General features: G+C 55.9%; 22 protein-coding genes. 10 read left to right on the top strand and 12 right to left on the bottom strand.

Annotated elements, in window-relative coordinates; translation table 11 throughout:
* Nucleotides 1-59 precede the first annotated feature (59 nt).
* Nucleotides 60-572, top strand: a complete 513-nt coding sequence (locus tag A11S_RS07935) for a GNAT family N-acetyltransferase (RefSeq protein WP_015467989.1) — start codon at nt 60-62, stop codon at nt 570-572.
* Nucleotides 573-751: 179 nt separating this feature from the next.
* On the opposite strand, the gene A11S_RS07930 is transcribed toward A11S_RS07935, so the two are convergent.
* The 7 genes from A11S_RS07930 to A11S_RS07900 form a co-directional block, all read right to left on the bottom strand.
* Nucleotides 752-2464 (bottom strand): flagellin N-terminal helical domain-containing protein, encoded by a 1713-nt coding sequence (locus tag A11S_RS07930; RefSeq protein WP_015467988.1) that lies wholly within the window; start codon nt 2462-2464, stop codon nt 752-754.
* Nucleotides 2465-2526: 62 nt separating this feature from the next.
* A complete protein-coding gene (locus A11S_RS07925; RefSeq protein WP_015467987.1) occupies nt 2527-4569 on the bottom strand; it encodes a flagellar hook-basal body complex protein in 2043 nt (680 codons plus the stop codon).
* A 90-nt stretch (nt 4570-4659) separates the two neighbouring features.
* Nucleotides 4660-5406 (bottom strand): flagellar hook assembly protein FlgD, encoded by a 747-nt coding sequence (locus tag A11S_RS07920; protein WP_015467986.1) that lies wholly within the window; start codon nt 5404-5406, stop codon nt 4660-4662.
* A gap of 13 nt (nt 5407-5419) precedes the next feature.
* On the bottom strand, nt 5420-7105 hold the full coding sequence (locus tag A11S_RS07915; RefSeq protein WP_015467985.1) for a flagellar hook-length control protein FliK: 1686 nt from the start codon (nt 7103-7105) through the stop codon (nt 5420-5422).
* A 50-nt stretch (nt 7106-7155) separates the two neighbouring features.
* Nucleotides 7156-7632: a flagellar protein FlgN gene (locus A11S_RS07910; protein WP_015467984.1), complete on the bottom strand. Its 477-nt coding sequence runs from the start codon at nt 7630-7632 to the stop codon at nt 7156-7158.
* The gene (locus A11S_RS07905) at nt 7629-7982 is read right to left on the bottom strand and encodes a rod-binding protein (protein WP_015467983.1); all 354 of its coding nucleotides are present in this window, start codon (nt 7980-7982) and stop codon (nt 7629-7631) included. Before A11S_RS07905 ends, A11S_RS07910 begins: the two co-directional genes overlap by 4 nt.
* Nucleotides 7983-7995: 13 nt before the next feature.
* Entirely contained in the window at nt 7996-9123 is a 1128-nt protein-coding gene (locus A11S_RS07900) for a flagellar basal body P-ring protein FlgI (RefSeq protein ID WP_041803106.1), read from the bottom strand.
* Between the two features lie 294 nt (nt 9124-9417).
* Here A11S_RS07900 and A11S_RS07895 point away from each other — a divergent pair, with 294 nt between their 5' ends.
* Both A11S_RS07895 and dksA read left to right on the top strand, forming a co-directional pair.
* Nucleotides 9418-9870 (top strand): flagellar assembly protein FliX, encoded by a 453-nt coding sequence (locus tag A11S_RS07895; RefSeq protein WP_015467981.1) that lies wholly within the window; start codon nt 9418-9420, stop codon nt 9868-9870.
* A gap of 123 nt (nt 9871-9993) precedes the next feature.
* The gene (gene dksA / locus A11S_RS07890; protein ID WP_015467980.1) at nt 9994-10452 is read left to right on the top strand and encodes an RNA polymerase-binding protein DksA; all 459 of its coding nucleotides are present in this window, start codon (nt 9994-9996) and stop codon (nt 10450-10452) included.
* Between the two features lie 9 nt (nt 10453-10461).
* Here the strand turns inward: dksA and A11S_RS07885 are convergent, their stop codons facing one another.
* Nucleotides 10462-10650, bottom strand: coding sequence for a hypothetical protein (locus tag A11S_RS07885; protein ID WP_148285125.1), 189 nt, complete (start codon nt 10648-10650; stop codon nt 10462-10464).
* Here A11S_RS07885 and A11S_RS07880 point away from each other — a divergent pair.
* On the top strand, nt 10649-11014 hold the full coding sequence (locus A11S_RS07880) for a hypothetical protein (protein WP_235067624.1): 366 nt from the start codon (nt 10649-10651) through the stop codon (nt 11012-11014). The two genes, A11S_RS07885 and A11S_RS07880, sit on opposite strands and share 2 nt — an antisense overlap.
* A gap of 213 nt (nt 11015-11227) precedes the next feature.
* Here A11S_RS07880 and flgH read toward each other — a convergent pair whose 3' ends face one another.
* From flgH to flgF, 4 genes are read right to left on the bottom strand one after another with little or no spacing between them, the layout of a single operon-like run.
* Nucleotides 11228-11992: a flagellar basal body L-ring protein FlgH gene (gene flgH, locus A11S_RS07875; RefSeq protein ID WP_015467977.1), complete on the bottom strand. Its 765-nt coding sequence runs from the start codon at nt 11990-11992 to the stop codon at nt 11228-11230.
* A gap of 47 nt (nt 11993-12039) precedes the next feature.
* On the bottom strand, nt 12040-13011 hold the full coding sequence (gene flgA, locus A11S_RS07870; RefSeq protein ID WP_015467976.1) for a flagellar basal body P-ring formation chaperone FlgA: 972 nt from the start codon (nt 13009-13011) through the stop codon (nt 12040-12042).
* Nucleotides 13012-13029: 18 nt separating this feature from the next.
* Nucleotides 13030-13815: a flagellar basal-body rod protein FlgG gene (gene flgG / locus A11S_RS07865; protein WP_041803104.1), complete on the bottom strand. Its 786-nt coding sequence runs from the start codon at nt 13813-13815 to the stop codon at nt 13030-13032.
* Nucleotides 13816-13854: 39 nt separating this feature from the next.
* Nucleotides 13855-14577 carry a flagellar basal-body rod protein FlgF gene (gene flgF / locus A11S_RS07860; protein WP_015467974.1) on the bottom strand — a complete coding sequence of 241 codons (723 nt, stop codon included), beginning with the start codon at nt 14575-14577 and terminating at the stop codon, nt 13855-13857.
* Between the two features lie 369 nt (nt 14578-14946).
* Between flgF and A11S_RS07855 the strand changes: the two genes are divergently transcribed.
* The 6 genes from A11S_RS07855 to A11S_RS07830 all read left to right on the top strand — a co-directional run bounded on the left by A11S_RS07855 (nt 14947) and on the right by A11S_RS07830 (nt 19697).
* Nucleotides 14947-15534 (top strand): flagellar basal body-associated FliL family protein, encoded by a 588-nt coding sequence (locus A11S_RS07855; RefSeq protein ID WP_015467972.1) that lies wholly within the window; start codon nt 14947-14949, stop codon nt 15532-15534.
* Between the two features lie 89 nt (nt 15535-15623).
* Nucleotides 15624-16733: a flagellar motor switch protein FliM gene (gene fliM / locus A11S_RS07850; RefSeq protein ID WP_015467971.1), complete on the top strand. Its 1110-nt coding sequence runs from the start codon at nt 15624-15626 to the stop codon at nt 16731-16733.
* A 2-nt stretch (nt 16734-16735) separates the two neighbouring features.
* Nucleotides 16736-17311 carry a DUF6468 domain-containing protein gene (locus A11S_RS07845; protein ID WP_015467970.1) on the top strand — a complete coding sequence of 192 codons (576 nt, stop codon included), beginning with the start codon at nt 16736-16738 and terminating at the stop codon, nt 17309-17311.
* A gap of 60 nt (nt 17312-17371) precedes the next feature.
* Nucleotides 17372-18097, top strand: a complete 726-nt coding sequence (locus tag A11S_RS07840) for a MotE family protein (protein ID WP_235067622.1) — start codon at nt 17372-17374, stop codon at nt 18095-18097.
* A gap of 12 nt (nt 18098-18109) precedes the next feature.
* Nucleotides 18110-18883 (top strand): flagellar motor protein MotB, encoded by a 774-nt coding sequence (locus tag A11S_RS07835; RefSeq protein ID WP_015467968.1) that lies wholly within the window; start codon nt 18110-18112, stop codon nt 18881-18883.
* On the top strand, nt 18864-19697 hold the full coding sequence (locus tag A11S_RS07830) for a flagellar motor protein MotB (protein ID WP_235067619.1): 834 nt from the start codon (nt 18864-18866) through the stop codon (nt 19695-19697). The genes A11S_RS07835 and A11S_RS07830 overlap by 20 nt, the downstream gene beginning before the upstream one ends.
* The last annotated feature ends 46 nt before the right edge of the window (nt 19698-19743 follow it).

Below are 19743 nucleotides of genomic sequence, written 5' to 3'. Positions count from 1 at the left end.
ACGCTGTAAAGCGGGTTTGCGCCCTGCACAACGGGTAAAAAGATAAGGGAAACAAGGCGATGACCGAAACAATCACAATCCGCATGGCGGTTGAGGCCGATATGGCCGCCTTAAACGCCCTGCGCCCGCGCATGGATCGGGTGCGGGATGATCGTTATTTCGCCCAATGCATGGATGAAATTGCCACCGAACGCCGGGCCATGTTTGTGGCCGAAACCGGCGGGACCATCGCCGGGTATGTCATGCTGAACCGCCAGTCGCGCTATCAACCGTTTCGCAGTGCCGGAATTTATGAAATTCAGGATCTCTACGTCCTGCCCGACCACCGCCGTGGCGGCGTAGGCGAACAATTGGTGCAGGCGTGCGAGGATCTGGCGCGGGCAGAGAATTGCGACATGATCGGCTTGGCCGTCGGCCTGCATGCCGGGTTTGGATCGGCCCAACGCCTGTATGTCCGGCGCGGGTATATGCCCGATGGTTTCGGCCTCGTCTACGATATGGACCGCGTGGCCGAAGGGGCGTTTGTGTGTGTCGATGATGATTTGAATGTGATGATGGTGAAGGATTTGTAGGGGCCGAATTCAGGATAGAGCGGTGAAAGATTAAGGGTACACCGGTTTCCCGGTGTACCCTTATGATCTGGGTCCTTACGACTATCCGTTCTGAACTGGGGCGTTCTGCCCGCGGAGGTGGGGGGTTAGTGTCCATCCTCCGCCGTAAGGCCAGAGTCCTATCCCTGTATCGTCGGCGATTAACCGAACAGACGCAGGATAGCCTGTTGGGACTGCGAGGCCAGCGACAGGGCGGTGACGCCCAGCTGTTGGCGGGTTTGCAGTGCCAGCAATTTCGCACCTTCTTCGTTTTGGTCGGCGTTGACCAGCAGGGCGGAGCCCTCTTTCAACGTGGTGACCATCGAGCTGGTGAAGGTTTGGCGGGCCTGGATGACCGACAAATCGTTGGCCAGCGTGGAACCAAAGTTCCGCACGGTTTCCAGGGCTTCGCGAACGTTTTCGATGCTGGTTTCCACCGTGTCGATACGGGAGAAGTCGGCAACGTCCAGACCCAGACCATCGGCGGTGAAGGTCACGCCTTCGGTGGTGATCGAGCTGGTACGGTCTTCGTTGAAGACGGTCAGCAGGTCATCCCCGAACAGCAGGTTCGTGCCGCGATAGCCCGTGTCGCCGTTGGACACCAAGGCATCAATCTGGTCCCGCAACTTGTTATAGTCGGATTCCAGTTTCGCCAGTTCCGCGACGGAGTCACCGAAGGTGATGTGTTCGGAAATCGAGTTTGCGCCGGGTGTGGACAAGTCGACGGTTCCAAACCCGAAGTCAGCACGCGTGCCAGCATCGTTACCTGTGACGCCGATCGTAAGGCTGCGGACGCTGCCATCAATCGGACGGATCGACAGTTGTCCTAATTCTTCATCAAACTCGGCTTTGATTTTTGTATTTAGAGATCCGTTATTGTTGATCTCGTCAATAAATCCTTGGATGCTTTGTCCGTTCAGTGGAATGCTGACTGCGGCACCGCCATTGATGGCAATTGTATAAACGTCGGCGGCGTTGTTCAGGTTTCCGAACAAAGCGTTACCGCTTGAGTCTGTGATGTTGGCCAGCAAATCGCTCCGTAGCGCTGTCACTGGCGGTGTTGTGCCGGTGTGGAGTGCAGATGAACGCAGCGCAACGTCCGCTACAGCAGTGACGCCGACTTCATTTGCTGCGCCGTTTGCTGTAACTTTTACAATGTCACCAAAACCGAGAGCGTTTGCCAATCCTAAGTTTGTGACATCGTCATCTGTTGTGGTGGTGAAGTTCATATTTAAGCTGTCGCCGTTTGTTGTCTTAATCGACAACTGGCCTTTTGCGTCTAACTCAGCTTGAATGACGTGATTTCCATCGGCGTCAACAATGCTGTTAAGTCGGGCTAAAAGCTCTTCTGTTGATGTGCCAACGGCAACATCAATGTTTGTCGTTGCGCCAGTGACCAAAGGTGTTGCGAATTCACCTGTTGGGCGTGATACGCCTTCCTTCGTTGTCAGGGTGAAGGAGATTCGTGTCAGAGCATCTGCTGGCCAGCCGACAATTCCGCGCAAATCGTCGATACCGCGCAGATCCTTTGTGCCTGTCACTTTCGCTTCGGACTGGGCATTTGCGACCGCTTCGCGGGCGCTGGTGACCAGGGCGTCGGCTTGTTCCACCATGGTGGTCAGGGCGGTGACGCCGTTGTCGGCGGCTTTGATCACCTGGATGGACTGGCCAATGGAGTCCAGCAGGCGGCCGAGGTCGCTGGCGCGGTTGTTCAGCGCCTGAGAGGCGAAGAACGCTTGCGGGCCGTCCAGGGCGGAGTTGATCTTTTTACCCGTGGCCAAACGGTTCTGGGTAATATCGATCAGGCTTTGCGTGTTCTGCAACGACAGCAGGTTCGTGCGCAAGGCTGCGGTCAATACGACATCGTTGGTCATGATTTTAGTCCTTTCTTACGTACTTTTTATCTCTTGAAACGGTTATGTCTGGTTACGGTGGATTATCGGAGTCTCAGAAGCTCTTCGGTCATCTGATCCACCGTGGTGATGATTTTCGTGTTGGCCGAGTAGGCACGCTGGCTGACGATCAGCTTCGCGAATTCATCGGCCAGGTCGACGTTCGAGGATTCGATTGTCGACGGTTCCAGGAAGCCTGCGCCGCCGGTTCCGGCTTCACGCAAGTTTTCTTCACCTGACAATTCGCTTTCCGCGTAGGCCGTACCGGATACTTCGGCCAGACCGTTAATGTTGGCGAAGGTTGCCAGCGGAACCTTGTACAGGTTGGCCGAGGCGCCGTTGGAGAACCGGGCGACCACGAAACCATCCCGTGTAATCTCAACCCCGGTCCGCAGGCCCAGTTCGGCCCCGTTCTGGTCAGAGAAAATCACGTTGTACTGGCCAGCAAAGCTGTTGAATTTTTCAACGTCGATGCTGATGTTTTGGGCGTTTGAACCGTTGCCCCAGTCGATCTGGTCCAGGTTGATGTCAATGTTACCCGTGGCATCCGGCAGCGCGTTCAGCGAACCGTCACCGGCGAAGTTCAACAAGCCGTTGGACAGGGTCGTTCCGTTCGGGTGAACCACACGAACATTCCACCAGCCGCGGCTGTTATACCCGGCATCACCCGGCAGGGATTGCGGTGTCGGGTAGGCACCGGAGCTGTACGGCGGTGTATCCAGCGGCGAGCCGTTGGCGAAACCAGCCGCGAAGTAGGATTGGGTCGTGCTTAATCCCAAAGCCGTGGCCACGTTTGTGCCGCCGAAGCCGATAATGGCATCGTTCGGGGAAGCGTTGGAGTGGGTGACTTGCAACTGGCCCGTACCGCTGATAACCGCGGAGCCGGGAACGCCGGTCACACCGTCAATAAAAGTCAGGATGTCGTCGATGTCATCACCGGCACCCACCGTGAAGGTGGCGGGAGCACCCGCACCGTCCAGGTCGATGGTCAGTGTATCACCCGGAACCAGACCCAGGGCGGCCAGCAGGGTGGCCGGGCCCGGCGTGCCGTCGGCCAGACCCGTGGTCGTGCCGGTGGCGATGGCCGTGGCCGTCGTCATGTCGTTGGAAGCATAGGTGCCCGCCGTCATGCCCAGAGCGTTCAGCGGTGTGCCGCCGACGTTGGTCACGGTGATGGTTTGGGCCGCACCACCTTCAAATTCGGTGCGTTGGAACACCAGTTCACCATCGTTACCGATGAAGGCTTGCGCCCCGGTGGTGCCGTTGATGAAGTTCAAAATGTCATTCACCGTGGAGGTCGGCGTGACGGTAAAGGTCGAAGCCGCGCCACCGTCGATGGAGACGGAGAAGCTGTTACCAGCCGTCATCCCCAGATCGGTGACCAAGTTGTCCGTCGCGGACAGATCGGCAACCGTACCGGCGGCGGTCCCTTGCGGGCCATAGGTTTTGGTGTATTCAAAGGTCAGAACCTGGGCCGTGCCAAGGCTGTCATACACGGTCAGGCCGCGTGTGAAGTCCGGCGGGGAGGTGGATACGGCACCCAGTGTCGAGTCCACTTCGTTCTGGTCCAGGGTCAGGGAAATTTCACCCGTTGTGGTCGGGCGCGTCAGACCGCCCAGGAAGGCCACGTCGGCCGGAACCAGCGAGGTCAAATCCCCTTGGTTGGCAGGCAGGTCGCCGTTGGCGTCCAGCGGCCAGCCATACAGGACGAAGCCGGCGGTGTTGCGCAGCAGACCTTGAGAGTCTTCGCTGAACGACCCGGAACGGGTGTACAGGAATTCCTGTGTGGAGGAGGCGTCACGTTTTACAACAAACATCCCGTTCCCGGAAATGGCGGCGTCCGTGGTGGAACCGGTTTGTTGGATCGGGCCTTGTTGGTTTACGCGCTGAACGCGGTTCACGGCAACCGTACCCGGTGAATAACGGGATGAACGGCCTTCGGATGTTACAAGGCTGTAGAACGCGGCTTCGGAGCGTTTAAAACCGACCGTGTTTACGTTGGCGATGTTGTTGGCGATCATGGCCGTGGATTGCGATTGTGCACCAAGACCAGATACGCCGGTGAAAAGGGATCCAAACAAGCTCATATTCTGTCTCCTTTTACTCTCTAACTGTTGCTGTTCTGTCTGTTTGTTTTTTGTTTATTCGTATTCTGCGTCGTTAAGCCATCAAGGGGGTCATGCGGTGTCCTCCTCATCCGGAGTTTCCGTGTCACCGGTGTCGGTTCCTGTGTCCGGGACCGGGGTGGTTGTTTCCGGGGCCGTTTTTGCCTGAATGACGTTGCCCAGGGCGACGGCGCGTTCACCAACCAGCAGGAAGATGACGCCGTTTTGTGATTCAATACCGCGGACATTGCCGGATACGGCGGTGGTAATTTTTTCCATCGGTTTGCCGTCCAGATCGGCGGCATCAACCTTGACGGTGTAGGTGCCTACGGGAAGAGCCTGACCGCTGTTGTCCTTACCGTCCCACTGTACTTCGTGGTAACCGGACGTGCGGGGGGCTTCCATGCTGCGGACCAATTCGCCTTCTTCGTCGTAAATGTTGATTTTTGCGACCGAGGCGTCGGATTCCATGTTGTAGAAAATGTCGACCGGTTTCGCGCCATCCCAGTTCATTTCGGCGCTGGTATAGGTGACATCCATACCGACATAGCCCAAGGCCACGCTGGAGATGCTGCCCAGTTGCAGGGAGAGCAGGTCGTCCAGTTTCTGGTTGGTGTTGATGGCCTGTTCCACCTGGCTGAACTGGACCAATTGGTTCGTGAACTCGGTGGAGTCCATCGGGTTCAACGGGTCCTGGTTCTGCAACTGGGTGGTCAGCAGCGTCAGGAACTGGGAAAAATCTTCCGCCAGTTTGATGGACTGCGTTTGCGTGCTCGCAGCGCTCTGTGCCGTCCCTGTTAATGTTACATCGCTTGTCATCTGCGGCTCTCCATTAAGCCAGAATGTCGTAACGCTGCATGCCGGTCGCGGCGTCGGTGTACCAATTCATCGTGCTTTCAATAACGATCTCTTGTTCGCCATCTTCGGCACCTTTACCGTTCCGTCCTGCGCCGCCTTCGTATCCGCGGCCATTTCCGTCTCGGCTCCAGTCATGGGATTGGTCGGCCAGTTCAAAGCTCAACCCACCATTCCCGGTGTCTATTCCTGCCTCTTGCAAGGATCGTTCCAGAGCGCTGGAATCCCGCTGCAGCATCAAAAAAGTTTCCGGTTTTTCGATAACCATGTGTGCTTTCATGGTCTTGTCTTTGGAAAAACGCACGTGAACCTCAAGTTTTCCAAGGTCTGGCGGGTCCATGCGCATGGACAGGGTGCTATCGCCGTTATTCTGGGCTGTTTTCGTAATCGCGGCGGCAACGGCCTGTGTTGCCGGGTGCGGGGCGGCAGGATTTGCCGAGTTGGTGACCAGAGAGGTCAAATTTGCCGTTCCCGTAATGCTGAGACCGCTCAAGCCATTCAGGTTGCGGGCCCATTCAGCACCGTCCGGGAAAATACCGTCCAAAGAGCCATCATTGATCAGGCTGCCCAGGCCGTTCATGAAATCCATGCCCTGGGCGCTGAGTGCGGCGGATGGGGATGTGCCGGATTGCACGGCGGCCAGTGCCTTTTCCAGGCCCGTGGCCATTTTTGTGTTGCCGTTGCTTTGCGCGGCCTCCATCAGGCGCAGAATTTCGTCAAACCCTTTGGTTTTTCCGCCTGCGCTCAAGCCGTCATCTTCAACAAAGGTGGTTTCTTCGGGATTGACCAGAAGGTCGTTGAGCGAAGATTGAACGGTTGGCTCACTTGTGCCCGTAGCTTTCGGCGGTGTAGCGGTGGTGGTCACCGGGTTACCGGACCGGGGCATAATTACAATGTCCTGGGCCTTGCGCGCGGATGCGCCGGATTGCGGCGGCAGGATGTTGATAATCACAGACAGCAAGGCCAGACCTTCACTGTCATTGGTCAGATCGCGGCCATCATGAATGTCCTGCACGATCTGGGTGATGTCTTCTGGTGTTAACCCTGTGGCAATCAAAGCCTGTTGCGCGTTCGCAATGGTCTGGGCATCGACCGTTAATGTGTCGTTTGATGATTTGGGCAGGGTGATGGTTTGATCATCCAGCGGCAATCCCTGAATAAGCGTTTCCAGCCGCGCGAGCAGGGTTTTACGCGATTCCGGTGTTAAATCGGCAATGTGCGGCATGTCGGTGGATGACAATGAATCTGAATTGTCTTCCGCATTGCTCTGGCGCAGGGCCTGGGCCAGCGTTTCCAAAAACGCGGCGGCTTCCTCGCTGAGCGGGGCATCATTCACCAGCATCCCGATCACGTCATCGCCCTGATCTGTGTTCAGTGTTGTGTCGGCGCTGATTTGCGTCGGGCGTGTGTTGATGATGGTGGTGGCGGATGTGTCGAGCAAAGCGGTTTCAGCATCGATCATGGCGTCTTGCGCATTTTGATTCTGGCTTTCCGGCGTCAAGGCCATGCCACCGTCCGGGCTGATCTGTGTAAAGATCAGGTCAATAAAGGACAGTGCGCCCCCCATGCCGTTGCCAGCCAGGCCAGAGCCAGTCAGTCCCGCACCCGTCAGGGCGGATTGTCTGGCTTGCGGTGTGATCTGCATGCTGATCTCTGTCGTCATGATCTGTCCTTCTCTGGCCTTCTGCCCGTTAAGATTTTTTAAGGTGACGATTACGCAGATTCGTTCAGGGTCATCGGGGCTGTGCTGTGATAGCCCTTCATTTTGCCGTGGGCGCCATAGTTCACGCCGTCGCGTTCCATCGATTTACGGGCAGCCGTCATGATGCGTTCATTCAAACGGTTAACGCTGCGGCGCATACGGTCCAACGCTTCCATGTTTTCTTCGGCCACGACGGTGAATTCTTCCTGCTTCTTGCGGAACAGGCTTTTCAGATCCGGGTGGACGTTCAAGAAATCGTTTTTACGCGCGATCATCTGGCTGATGCCGTCGTGATAGGCGCGGGTGGTTTCCAGCTTGCGCGGCTGCAATGCCATGAAATCGCGCGTGCGTGCGGCGTTCAGGGCCTCGTTTTCCTCGACATAGACGGCGCGCAGGCTATCGATGGTTTCCATCATGTCCTGCATGGCGCGGGCCGGATCGGTGGGCAGGGTGATGGCGGGTTCAAAGTTTTTTGGTGGTGTGCTCATTGTACAGCTCCTTCTTGTTGGCGGATCATTTCCGCGCGAACCATGTCGGCAATCCCCAGCCCCCCGTTGGAGGCCATGTTCTTGCCGTATTCATCAATCATCAGGTCGTTAAAAATTGCTTCGCCATTGCCACCGCCGAACAGGGGGTCGGGCTCGATCCCCTCGAACATCGGCTTCATCATTGATGCGATGAAGACGGCTTCGAAATCCTGTGCGGCGGCGTTGATCTTCTCCATGTCGATGCCCTTGGCCTTCATAGCCTCGGCCATTTGCTTGGCCTGTTCGGCCTGGCTGCGCACCATGGCGATCTGGGCGTCGGTTGTGGTCAGGGATGTCATCAAACTGTTCATGGTTTATCCCTCCTTACAGCGTGTCGATTTCAGCTTGCAGGGCACCGGCGGCCTTGATCGCCTGCAAGATGGTGATCATGTCGCGGGGGGCAACGCCCAGACGGTTCAGGCCGGTGACCAGATCCTGCAGCGTTACACCGCTGTCCAGAACGCCCAGGCGAACATCCGCGCCGTTATTGACCTCAACATCAGTGCGCGGAACCACGACGGTTTCACCTTGTTCCGCGAACGGGTTTGGTTGCGATACTTGCGGCGTTTCCGTGATTTTGATGGTCAGGTTGCCTTGTGCGATCGCAACGGTGTTGATGCGGACTTCGGACCCCATGACGATCACACCGCTGCGCTCATCAATGACGACGCGGGCGATCTGGTCCGGCTGTACGGGCAATTGTTCAACATCGGTGATCAGGTCAACGATCGAGCCTTTATAGCCAGACGGTTTTTTCAAGACGACGCTGGCGGCGTTTTCGGCCGTGGCCACATTGGTGGCGGTGAAGCCGTTAATGGCGCTGGCGATACGGCGGGCCGTTGTGAAATCGGGGTTGCGCAGGGCCAGACGTACTTGCGTGTAATCGGCCAGTTGGAAATCCAGTTCGCGTTCCACAATGGCACCGCCCGGAATACGACCGGCGGTCGGGGTGTTTTGTGTGACGGTTTCGGCGGCACCGGTTGCGGCAAATCCAGCGATATTCACCGGGCCCTGAGCCACGGCATAGACTTCGCTGTCGGCACCCAGCAACGGCGTGACCAGCAATGTCCCGCCTTGCAGGCTGTCGGCATCGCCCATGGCGGAGACGGTGACATCAATACGGCCCCCTTGGTTGGTGAAGGGGGGCAGGGTCGCGGTGACCATAACGGCGGCCACGTTGCCAGTGTTGAGGTTTTCGTCTTTTACGTTGACGCCCAGACGTTCCAGCATGGCGGTCAGAGATTGGCGGGTGAACGGGGCGTTGTTCAACGAATCACCCGTACCGTTCAGGCCAACAACCAGGCCATAACCGACCAATTGGTTGTCACGGACACCTTCAATATTGATGATGTCCTTGATCCGGGTGGTTTTGGTGAAAGCGGGGGTGGACATGACGCCGCCCAGAATGGCGGTCAGACCCAGCAGGGTCAGGCCGCGCATGATTGCTTTCATATTATATGTCGGTTTTTGCATCATTCTTCCCATAAGCCGAGAAAGCCACTATTCCGGGTCTATAGATGCAGGGGGCGTGCCAGATGGGGTTTTTAAATTTTGTATTTAAAAACAAATGGTTATATTGCTGTTTGGTTCTCGGAAGGGCCGTTTTGGGGCAAAGCCTGCCCTTGGAGCGTGCGGAGCGGCAAAAATTGCCTGTGCCGCGGGGCTTATAAAAATGGTATCCTGAAAGGAATGGGGGTGTTTCCCCCGCGCGTTTCCTCACGATTCCCTTAAGTCACTGGTATCACCATGAAGATTGAAGGCCCGAATAAAACATCCCAAACCAGCTCTACCCGGTCGAAAGACAAGGCCGGCGCGACGGGGGCGTCTTTTGGCGATTTCATGACCGGGGGAACGGCGGAAACCGCCGCCCCGGCAACGGCCCGGGCGATTGCCCAGGTGGACGCGCTGTTGGCCGCGCAGGAGGTCGAAGACCCCGCCGCCCGTGCCGCACGCCGCCGTATGGTGGGCCGGGCAGATAGCGTTTTGGACCAGCTGGAGGCCATCCGTCTGGGCTTGCTGACCGGGACACTGACCGTTGGGGATATTTTGAACATTGCCGATGTTGTGGCACAGCATCGGGAACGTATTCAGGACCCCGGTTTGACCGCGATTCTGGATGAAATTGATCTGCGGGCGCAGATTGAAATTGCCAAAATGCGCATGGCGCTGGGCGGGTCCGACACCCATCCCGAGGCGTAAAAGGCGGCAAAGATCTGTTCATCATTGAATTCAAAGGATTTTTACCGCTTGCCTGAGGGGGGCGGAAATCCATATATTTGAATCTGTTTAATGTACACCCCCTCACAGCATAGGAATGGGGCCATGGCCACAAAAACAAAAGCAAAGAGTACCGACAGCACATCCACCATCCTGCCGCCGGATTACGATCCGAAGAAGGACAAGGGCGATTTCATGAATCCCCTGATGCTGGAATATTTTCGCCGCAAACTGATCGCCTGGCGCGAAGAGTTGTTGCGTGAATCGTCCGAAACCATTCACAACACCCTGCAAAGCACAGAATTGCAGAAGCCGGATATGGCGGACCGCGCCTCGGCGGAAACGGACCACGCGCTGGAACTGCGCACCCGTGACCGGGAACGCAAGCTGATTTCAAAAATCAACGAAGCGTTGTTGCGGATCGAAGACGGTTCCTATGGCTATTGTGAAGAAACGGGTGAACCGATTTCTGTTGCCCGTCTGGAAGCTCGCCCGAATGCGACGCTGAGCCTCGAGGCGCAGGAACGTCACGAGCGCATGGAACGCACGCACCGCGACGAATAGGTCCATGATTTAAAGTTCTTTTAAAAACCCGGCCCGCAAGGCCGGGTTTTTGTTGTTTTCATTTTGCGAAAACAGTGCGGTGCCAATGCACAGGTGTGCTGGCACACGCGTTGCCCCGTTCTTTGCCGAGGGATTTAAGAAACGGCGGATTTCGGGGAATGTGACTATGCGGGTACGGTGGATTTTCGCAATCATCATGACAATTTGCATCCTTTGCTTTGCCAATTCGGCAAAGGCGCAAACAGCGGGTACGATGCGGTATAATTCCACGATCAATAATATGGAGTTTTTTGATGGCGCCAACTGGTTCCGTTTTAATTTGGTCGATCTGGCCTTGCTGGATTACCTGTTGTTGCCATCATGTTCGAGGCCCGGGGCCCTGGACTATAACAATGTCCTGAATGTTTATTATCTGTGCGATGGCACGAAATGGCGCACATTGCTGGGCTTGCCGACGGGGCTTCTGTGCGGGCAACCGGGGGTCATTGATTACAGGAATGATGCGTTCATGTATTGCAACGGTCTGGCGTGGATGAGTTTCAAAGGCCTGATGGTCAGCTAGGCTCCCAAAGAAAAACCGGCTCTTGGGGAAGAGCCGGTTGAAGGTGACAAGGGTTGGGTCGCTGTTGGGGCCCTACAGCTAAAGGGGGGCGGCGGCCCCCTTACCCCCAGTGCGGAAGGGGGAAGGGGTTGGGTGGCAAGGGGACGCGCCTTATCTGTTCTCCTTCCATGGCCTTTTCGGGGGTACGAGAAAGGCCGACGGTCGGGTCTGGGGTTAGAAGGGGAACAGAATATCGTAAACCTGTTGTCCGTAACGCGGTTGCTGGACATCCGTAATTTGTCCTTCACCGCCATAAATGATACGGGCTTCGGCAATTTTTTCGTATGAGATCGAGTTGTCGATCGCAATGTCTTCCGGACGGATCACGCCGGCGACGTTCAGAATACGTTTTTCAAAGTTCACGCGGACTTCCTGATTGCCCTGGATCACCATGTTTCCGTTGGGCAAAATTTGCGTGATGATGGCGGCAACCTTCATCGTGATTTCTTCTTCACGTTCGATTTTACCGCTGCCAGCATGGCTAGAATCGGCGTCCGCACCGACCAGGTTGGCGTTGTCAATCGCATCGGGCAGGATTTGGCCCAGCGATGCTTCGTAACCCAGCAAATTGTCCAGCCCCGCATTTTCGCTGGAGCTGCGGGTCCGGTCTGTTTTGTTTTCCAAATCGGCTTCATCATTGATATCGATGACCACGGTCAGGATGTCGCCGATATTGCTGGCGCGTTGATCCTTGAAGAAGCTCTTGCGGTTGGATTGCCACAGGGAATTCGGCTGTTGCATCGCCACTTCCGGGGCGGGCATCGGCATGCTGATCGGTTTGTAATCGGCCTGCGTTTGCGGGTTGACGATCGGGCTCATGCCGGGGGCTTGGCCGACATTGGACAGGCGCTCGCTGGCACCGCAAGCGCTCAACGACACGCCCATCAGCAAGACCAAGGCAAGGCGGCTTGCGCGATTTTTCTGTGTTTGTGCAATCATTTTAACTCTCCTTACTATCCCTTGTCGTATGTTTTTATTGTCGTTTTTTATTCTGTAACGGTGACTTCCTGTGATCCGGTGACCACGGCATCAACCTGAATATTGCTGGCCAGATTGGTGACACGCACCAGATCGCCATTGGCACCGTTTTGCAGGGCGCGGCCGGTCGCGGTCAGCATCATCGGGCCGGTTTTGAAAATGATGGTGACGTTCTTGCCGCGGCTGACCAGTTCAGGGCGCTGGATGTCCATCGCACGGACCGGTTGACCGGCAATGGCGACGCGGCGCGGGGTCATGTTGATCAGCTTTTCAGTATCGGTGATGACGTCGCTGCCGATGTCTTTCACGTACATTTCAATGAAATCCAGATCGTTCATGCCAATCAAATCACCGTTGCGCAGAGCGGTTTTCAGCACAGGCACGGAGACCATCTGGCGCACCTGACCGGATACGGGCAGTTTCACCGTGGATTTTTCACGGGACGGGGCGTAAACGGTGGCCGTAAAGGTGGATGTGCGCGGGTCATAACGCATTTCGTCAATTTCAACCGTCGCGGCCTGATCCACGGGCAGGATGATGTCGTGGCTTGTCCCGTTGATATAGGCAGAGAAATTGCCGGTCAGGCCCTGTTCGCCCAATTTTTCTTCCAGCGCGGATTCAATATCACTGGTCGGAATGATTGTGGCGGCACGGGTGACCGTGATTTTGTCGGTCGGGCTGGCCGGACGCCAATCCAGGTCCAGCGCCATGGCGATGCGGAGCAGGGACGATGCGTTCAGTGTCAGCGTTTCCCCCGCATCCGGGCCGGGACCGAGGATATAGGCCGCGTTGCGCCCGGCATTGTCAAAAATATGACCGACGGTGAGGACACCCTGTTCCAAAACCACATCCGGTTTCAGCGAAGCGGCGTGTGCCGTGCGGGCGCCGGCCACGGCAATAAAGGCCGCCAGAACAAGAGCCAGAACCAGCACCGAAATGCGGGCCGCCATATCCAATGATGTCAGAATGATCTGTTTCATCGTTCTATCCCTTATCAATTAGCGCAATTGAACCACGGTGCTCAGCATCTCATCGCTTGCGGAAATAACTTTGGAGTTCATTTCATACGCACGCTGGGCGCTGATCAGGTTGGTGATTTCTTCAACCACGTTGACGTTAGAGCTTTCGAGAATGCCTTGGCGAATGCTGCCGAAATTGTCCTCGTTCGGGTTGCCGTTCACAGGCGCGCCAGAGGCTTCGGTTTCCAGCAACAGGTTGTCGCCAATCGCGTCCAAACCGGCCGGGTTGACGAAGGTGCTCAGCTCAATCTGGCCGACTTCCTGCATGTTGACCTGGTTCTGGATTTTCGCAAAAACCTGGCCGCTTTCGTTGATTTCAATGTCGGTGGCATCTTCCGGAATAACGATGCCCGGCTGTAACAGATACCCCATGCCGGTTACCAATTCGCCGTCCTGGTTGACCTGGAACACGCCATCGCGGGTGTAGGCGGTTTCACCGCTGGGCAGTTCAACCTGGAAGAACCCATCGCCATTGATGGCCAGATCCAGCGGGTTTTCCGTGACCTTTAATGTACCTTGTTCGTGAATGCGGTACACACCGGCAGCGCGCACGCCCAGACCCATTTGCAGGCCCGCGGGAACAATCGTTCCAGCATCGGACGATGTCGTGCCGGGGCGGGTGATGTTCTGGTACATCAGGTCCTTAAAATCGGCGCGGCGGCGTTTATAACCCGTGGTGGTCATGTTGGCGATGTTCTGGGAGATGACATCAACATTCATCTGTTGTGCCTGCATCCCTGTGGCGCCGATATCTAATGAACGCATCATAATGGTGTGCTCCCTTTACCCGTGTATCCCGTTAAATTACTGTGTCTGGCTCAGGCGCTGTATCATCGTGCGCTGGCGGTCATGTTCACTCTGCAACATTCGTGCCGCGGACTGGTACGCACGCTGCGTATCAATCATGCGGGTCATTTCCATGATCGGATTGACGTTGGAACCCTCGACCATGCCGCTGATCATGCGGGTTTCCGTGGCGGCGGTGCCCGGTGCATTGGCTTTGTATAAATTGTCGCCGATGGCATCCAGTGAATCGATGTTGTCAAATTCGGTCATCATGATCTGGCCGACGGCACCATTTTCCGTCGAAACCATGCCGTCCTCGGCAATACTGACCGACTTGGCGTCTTGGGGGATGATGATGGCCGATCCGCCGGCGCTGGCAACGCGGTCGCCCGTCGGTGTGACCAGGGCCCCATCTTCACCCAGCATGAAATTGCCGGCGCGGGTGTAAAATGTTTCCCCGTTGCGGGTGATGCCAATAAATCCGGGGCCCTGCATGGCCACATCCAGCGGGTTGCCTGTGTGTTGCATCGGGCCGGGCTTGTTGCTGATAAATTGGCCGTAATCCATGACCATGGAGAGGGGGTCTTCGATCCCCTTCGGTTTCTCCACATATTCTGTAAACATCATGTACTGGCCGCGATAACCCGGTGTGTTCACGTTGGCGAGGTTGTTCGCAATCGTGTTCATGTCGCTTTGAAGCGCCATCTGACGTGACAGTCCGGTATAGATCGAATTTTCCATTGTCTGTCTGGTCCCTTGTTGACCCAGTTATTTTCCGAAAAACTTTCAGCCTGTGGGCCTGAGCCTTCCCCAAAAGGGTATGCACCCAGCGTGCCAGTTTTAAATATTGTTATTTATCAATACGTTGACTTGTTCTTCCCGGGCCTGACCGGGCGCTTGGCGGGCGGCTATTTGCCGGATCGGGCAAAAATGCGCCGGCATGGGGCAATTTTTTCCATGTGACGGGTACGAATTTCGGTAACGGATTTATGAAAGGGGGGCCTTGCGCGCCAAGGTATGATAGCCTGATAATAGATTCGCTATATATTTCATGGGGCTGGCCTTTTTACCTGAAAGGTTCCCAGCCCCAACCCAGACAGGATGAGTTCCATGGCCGACCAGACAGATGACACCGAAACCGAAAACGGCGCAGGCGAAGAGGCCGCCGCCGAAGGTGGTGGCAAGAAGTTTAATGCGAAGAAGATTGTTTTATTCGCCGTTGTGCCGCTGTTTCTTTTGATCGGCGCGGGTGGTGGTTTGTATTTCACTGGCGCGCTCGACAAAATGTTGAAGAAGGGTGAAGCCACCGAAGAACATGCCGCCGCCGATGATGGTCACGGTAAAAAAGCCGATGCCCACGGCAAGGATGATGGTCATGGTGGCGTGACAGGTGGTCCGGTTTTCCTTGAAATTCCGAACATGCTGGTCAATTTGTCCGGCCCGGATGAACAGCCGCGTTACCTGCGTTTGAAGGTCCAGTTGGAAGTGGCAAACCAGACCGATATGGCCGCGGTTCAGGCCGTGATGCCGCGCGTGGTGGACCAGTTCCAGACCTATTTGCGTGAATTGCGCGTCAAGGATTTGCGCGGCTCTGCGGGCATTTACCGCCTGCAAATGGAATTGCTGTCCCGTGTGAACGCGGCGGCCTATCCGGTTGAGGTCAAAGATGTCCTGTTTCAGGAAATCCTGATACAATAAAGGGATAAGGTCTTTTGTGGCATGAAGCTTGCAAAGCCTTTCGCGTAACACAGTAAAGAGTAACGGCCAGCGCCAAGATTTTAAAGATTATGAGCGATACCGAACTGGAACAAATGACCGATGCCGAACGCGCCATGATGGAAGAATGGGGCGATGGTACTGATTCCGGTGCGGCACAGGCCGACGCCACGCCGTCGTTCGACGGTGGTTTTGACGAAGAAGAAGATGGCGGCACCCGCATCCTGAACCAGGATGAGATCGACTCTCTGCTCGGTTTTGACGATGAAATTTCGGGTGGTGAGGAAATGTCGGGCGTGATGGCCCTGATCAATTCCGCCATGGTGAACTATGAACGCCTGCCGATGTTGGACATTGTGTTCGACCGTCTGGTGCGTTTGATGTCCACATCCCTGCGCAATCTGACATCCGATAACGTTGAAGTGTCGCTGGATCAGGTGTCCACGGTGCGTTTTGGCGATTATATGAACTCCATCCCGCTGCCCGCGATGTTGTCGGTGTTCAAGGCGGAGGAGTGGGATAACAATGGTCTTCTGGTCACGGATTCCGCGCTGATTTATTCGGTCGTGGACGTGCTGCTGGGCGGACGTAAGGGCACACCCGCCATTCGTGTCGAGGGGCGTCCCTACACAACCATTGAAACCAAATTGGTGGAACGTATGGTGGGCGTGACGCTCAGCGATCTGTCCACCGCGTTTGACCCGTTGGCCCCGGTCAGCTTCCAGTTGGACCGCATGGAAACCAACCCGCGTTTCGCCACGATTACGCAATCGGGCAACGCGTGCGTTCTGGCCCGTCTGCGCGTGGATATGGGTGATCGCGGCGGGCGTATTGAAATTCTGATCCCGTATGCGACGCTGGAACCGATCCGTGAATTGCTGTTGCAGATGTTCATGGGTGAAAAATTCGGTCGTGACTCGATCTGGGAAAACCACTTGACCCAGGAACTGTACAAAACCGAGGTGCAGTTGCAGGCGGTTCTGGCCGAAAAAACGGTGTCTTTGCACGATCTGCTGAACTGGAAAGTCGGCACGCGCGTGGTCTTTAATACAAGTGTGGATGATGATCTGGAATTGCGCTGCGGCCATTTCCCGATGTTCCGCGGGCCCGTGGGCCAGAAGCAGGGCAACATTGCCGTGCGCGTTGAACGCTACATCCCGCCGGAAAAGGATGATCAATAATCATGGACGGCGCATTGATTGGCATGATTTTGGATGGGATTGTCCTGCTGTTTCTGGCGGTGACGATTTTCTTTTCCGTGCGCCTGTCGTCGAACATGGCCGCGTTTCGCAGCAGCCGCAAGGAACTGGACAAGCTGGTCCAGGATTTGTCGCGCAACATCGACCGGGCCGAAGCAGCCATTGCTGGCATGAAATCCGCATCCCGCGAAGCCGGTGCGGAATTGCAGGAACGCATGAACAAGGCGCGCATTCAGGCCGATGAACTGAATATCATGACCGAGGCCGGTGACAATCTGGCCGCGCGTCTGGAACGTCTGGCCGATCGCGGCCGTGATGCGGCGGCGCGGGTTGATACGACTGGTGCGGCGTCACAAGGTCTGGGCGCTGTGGCCGCCAGTGTGAAACGCAAGGAGCCGGCCATCGCTGGATTCAATATTCGTGACCGCGAATTTGAAGATGACGATGCGGGGGCCGATCTGGCCGCGGATGATCTGTCTGCTGGTGATGATGACGCCGATATGTTCCACAGCAAGGCCGAACGCGAATTGTTCGCCGCCATCAATAAAGGCCGCCGTTAATCCGGCGGCTATCTGATTTCTTTGGGGTAACTCTTTATGAACCTGCGCAGTAAAATACGAATGATGCCTATGCTGGTCATTGTGGCCAGCATGGCGTTTGCCGTGCGCGTGGGGGATTTCGCCTATGGTTTGGGGCATATGGGCTCCGCCATGGCCCAGGAAGAAGTGCATGAGGACGAACATGCGGCCCCTCCGGCCATATCGCCGACCGAAGCCGCCGCGAAAGAGGGTGAAGTGGCCGCCGCCGGGGATGAAATCCCGGGCCGTCTGGACCTGGACGCGCCGGGTGAAGAGATCAAGCCGAAACCCGAATTTGATGATGCCGAATCCGTCGAATGGAAAGATGCCGGTGACACCGACATCGATTATTCATCCGTGAAAGCAGAAATTTATCAGGATCTGGCCAAACGCCGTGACCAGTTGGATGCCAAGGAAAAAGAAATGGCCGTCCGTGAAGCGTTGTTGAGCGCGGCGGAACGTGAGCTGGATCAAAAACTGCGCGAGTTGAATACGGTACGCACGGAAATCGAAGGGCTGATGCAAAAACGATCCGAGGAAGAAGAGGCCCGGATTGCCAGCCTGGTCAAAATTTACGAAGGCATGAAGGCCAAAGACGCGGCGCGTATTTTCAACACGCTGGATCTGGATGTTTTGATTGCGGTGATGACGCGCATGTCGGAACGGAAATCCGCCCCCATTCTGGCCGAGATGGACGCCGAACGCGCCCGCACGGTGACCATCTTGATGGCGGAACAGAAAAAAATGCCAATGTTGCCGCAAAACTGATCGGCAGATTTCATGAGACGTAGACGCAAGAATATTGAACCACAGGGGCAGGGGCTGGCATCCCAGCTTCTGGGGCTGTCGTTGTTCATTATGTTGCTGGCGTTTTTCATCGTTCTGAATTCCATTTCCACATTCGAAGAATTGAAGGCCCGGAATGTGATGGAAAGTCTGGAATTCACCTTTGCATCCAAAATTATCCAACGCGGTGATATGCGCCCGTCGGTGACGAAGTCGATTGAAACATCAATTTATGACGGCGATACGTTGGATCGTGTGAGTGGCCTGTTTCAGGCACAGATCCCGTCTTATGAAGTGGTGATGAACAAGGAGCGCGGCATGATGCATGTGCGCGTCCCGCGCGATGCGTTCGAACGGGCCGTGACCGCGATTGGCCAGCGCGTGGCCCCGGCGGGAACGAACAAGGAGTCCGCCTTTCAAAATTATTTCCTGCCGACATTGGTGGTGATGTTGCGGTCCGAAGACCGGGGGCAACCGTTCCGCATGGAAATCACCTATAATGTCACGGAAAACCCGGCGCGGATGCAACGGTTGGCACCACAAGCCCTGCAAGGCACGATCCGTGCCGTCGATGCTATGGCCGAAACGATTGAGAAGGCGGGCCTGCCCGCCAAGCAGATCACGGCATCGGTGCAACAGGGCGATGAGGCGATGGTTGATTTGTTCTTCCTGCGCTACGAAAAAATTGATGCGTCAAAAATAATCATGCCGGGGAATAATGAACAAACCCCGGTTGATAATGGGGGCGATGATGGCAACGCCCCCTAAACGTACAGCCAAGCATGCGTTTGATGTTGCAGGCGCGCCCAAAAAAGTGCCTCGGCGCAGCAATCGCCGCATGGGGGATGCTGCGGCTGAAGGGAATCCGTTTTTGTGGCTGACGACCTTCACGGATGTGATGGCGTTGATGTTGACGTTCTTCGTCCTGTTGTTTGCAATGTCCGAGCCGGAGAAAAAATCATTCTCTGAAATCACCTCGGCCCTGCAACAGGAATTTAACCGTTTCTATGGCGCGCAAATGAATGCCGGGCCGGAAGAAACGATCAATATCGCCAAAATCAATTTTGATCAGGCGTTGGATATTCGTTATCTGCAAGCTTTGATCCAATCGGTGATTGATCGTCATACCGATTTGGCCGGGCGCGTGGTTTTGATCCCGCGTTATGATTCGCTGATCATATCCCTGCCGGAAGATTTGTTGTTTGAACCGGGGCAGGCCAGCGTAAAGGACGAGGGGGGCAAAGCGCTGTACAGTCTTGCCGCCACGCTGGCGCGGATTAAAAACAAAATCACACTGGTCGGGCATGCCGACCCCAGTGCTATGGATACGGCGAAGGATTTTGGTTTTACGACAAATTGGGATGTGTCGATGGCGCGCGCGGCCGCCGTTGCGGCCATATTGGACAATGTTGGCTACACCTATCCGGTGACGATTCAGGGGGCGGGGCGGGGGCGCTATGACGATATTGGCACGTCTTTGCCCGAAGATCGCAGACTGGACCTGTCCAGACGCGTGGATATTGTTATAATGAACTACGATTGGCGGGCGGAGCGCGTGTATCCCGACTCCGCTTTTCCATAAATTTCAAGTGTGTCCTTAGGGGAATAATCCGGATTTTCGAATGGTG

This window comes from Micavibrio aeruginosavorus EPB (genome assembly GCF_000348745.1).
GTDB classification, from domain to species: Bacteria; Pseudomonadota; Alphaproteobacteria; order Micavibrionales; family Micavibrionaceae; genus Micavibrio; species Micavibrio aeruginosavorus_A.
This window is presented reverse-complemented; position numbering and strand designations above follow the sequence as displayed.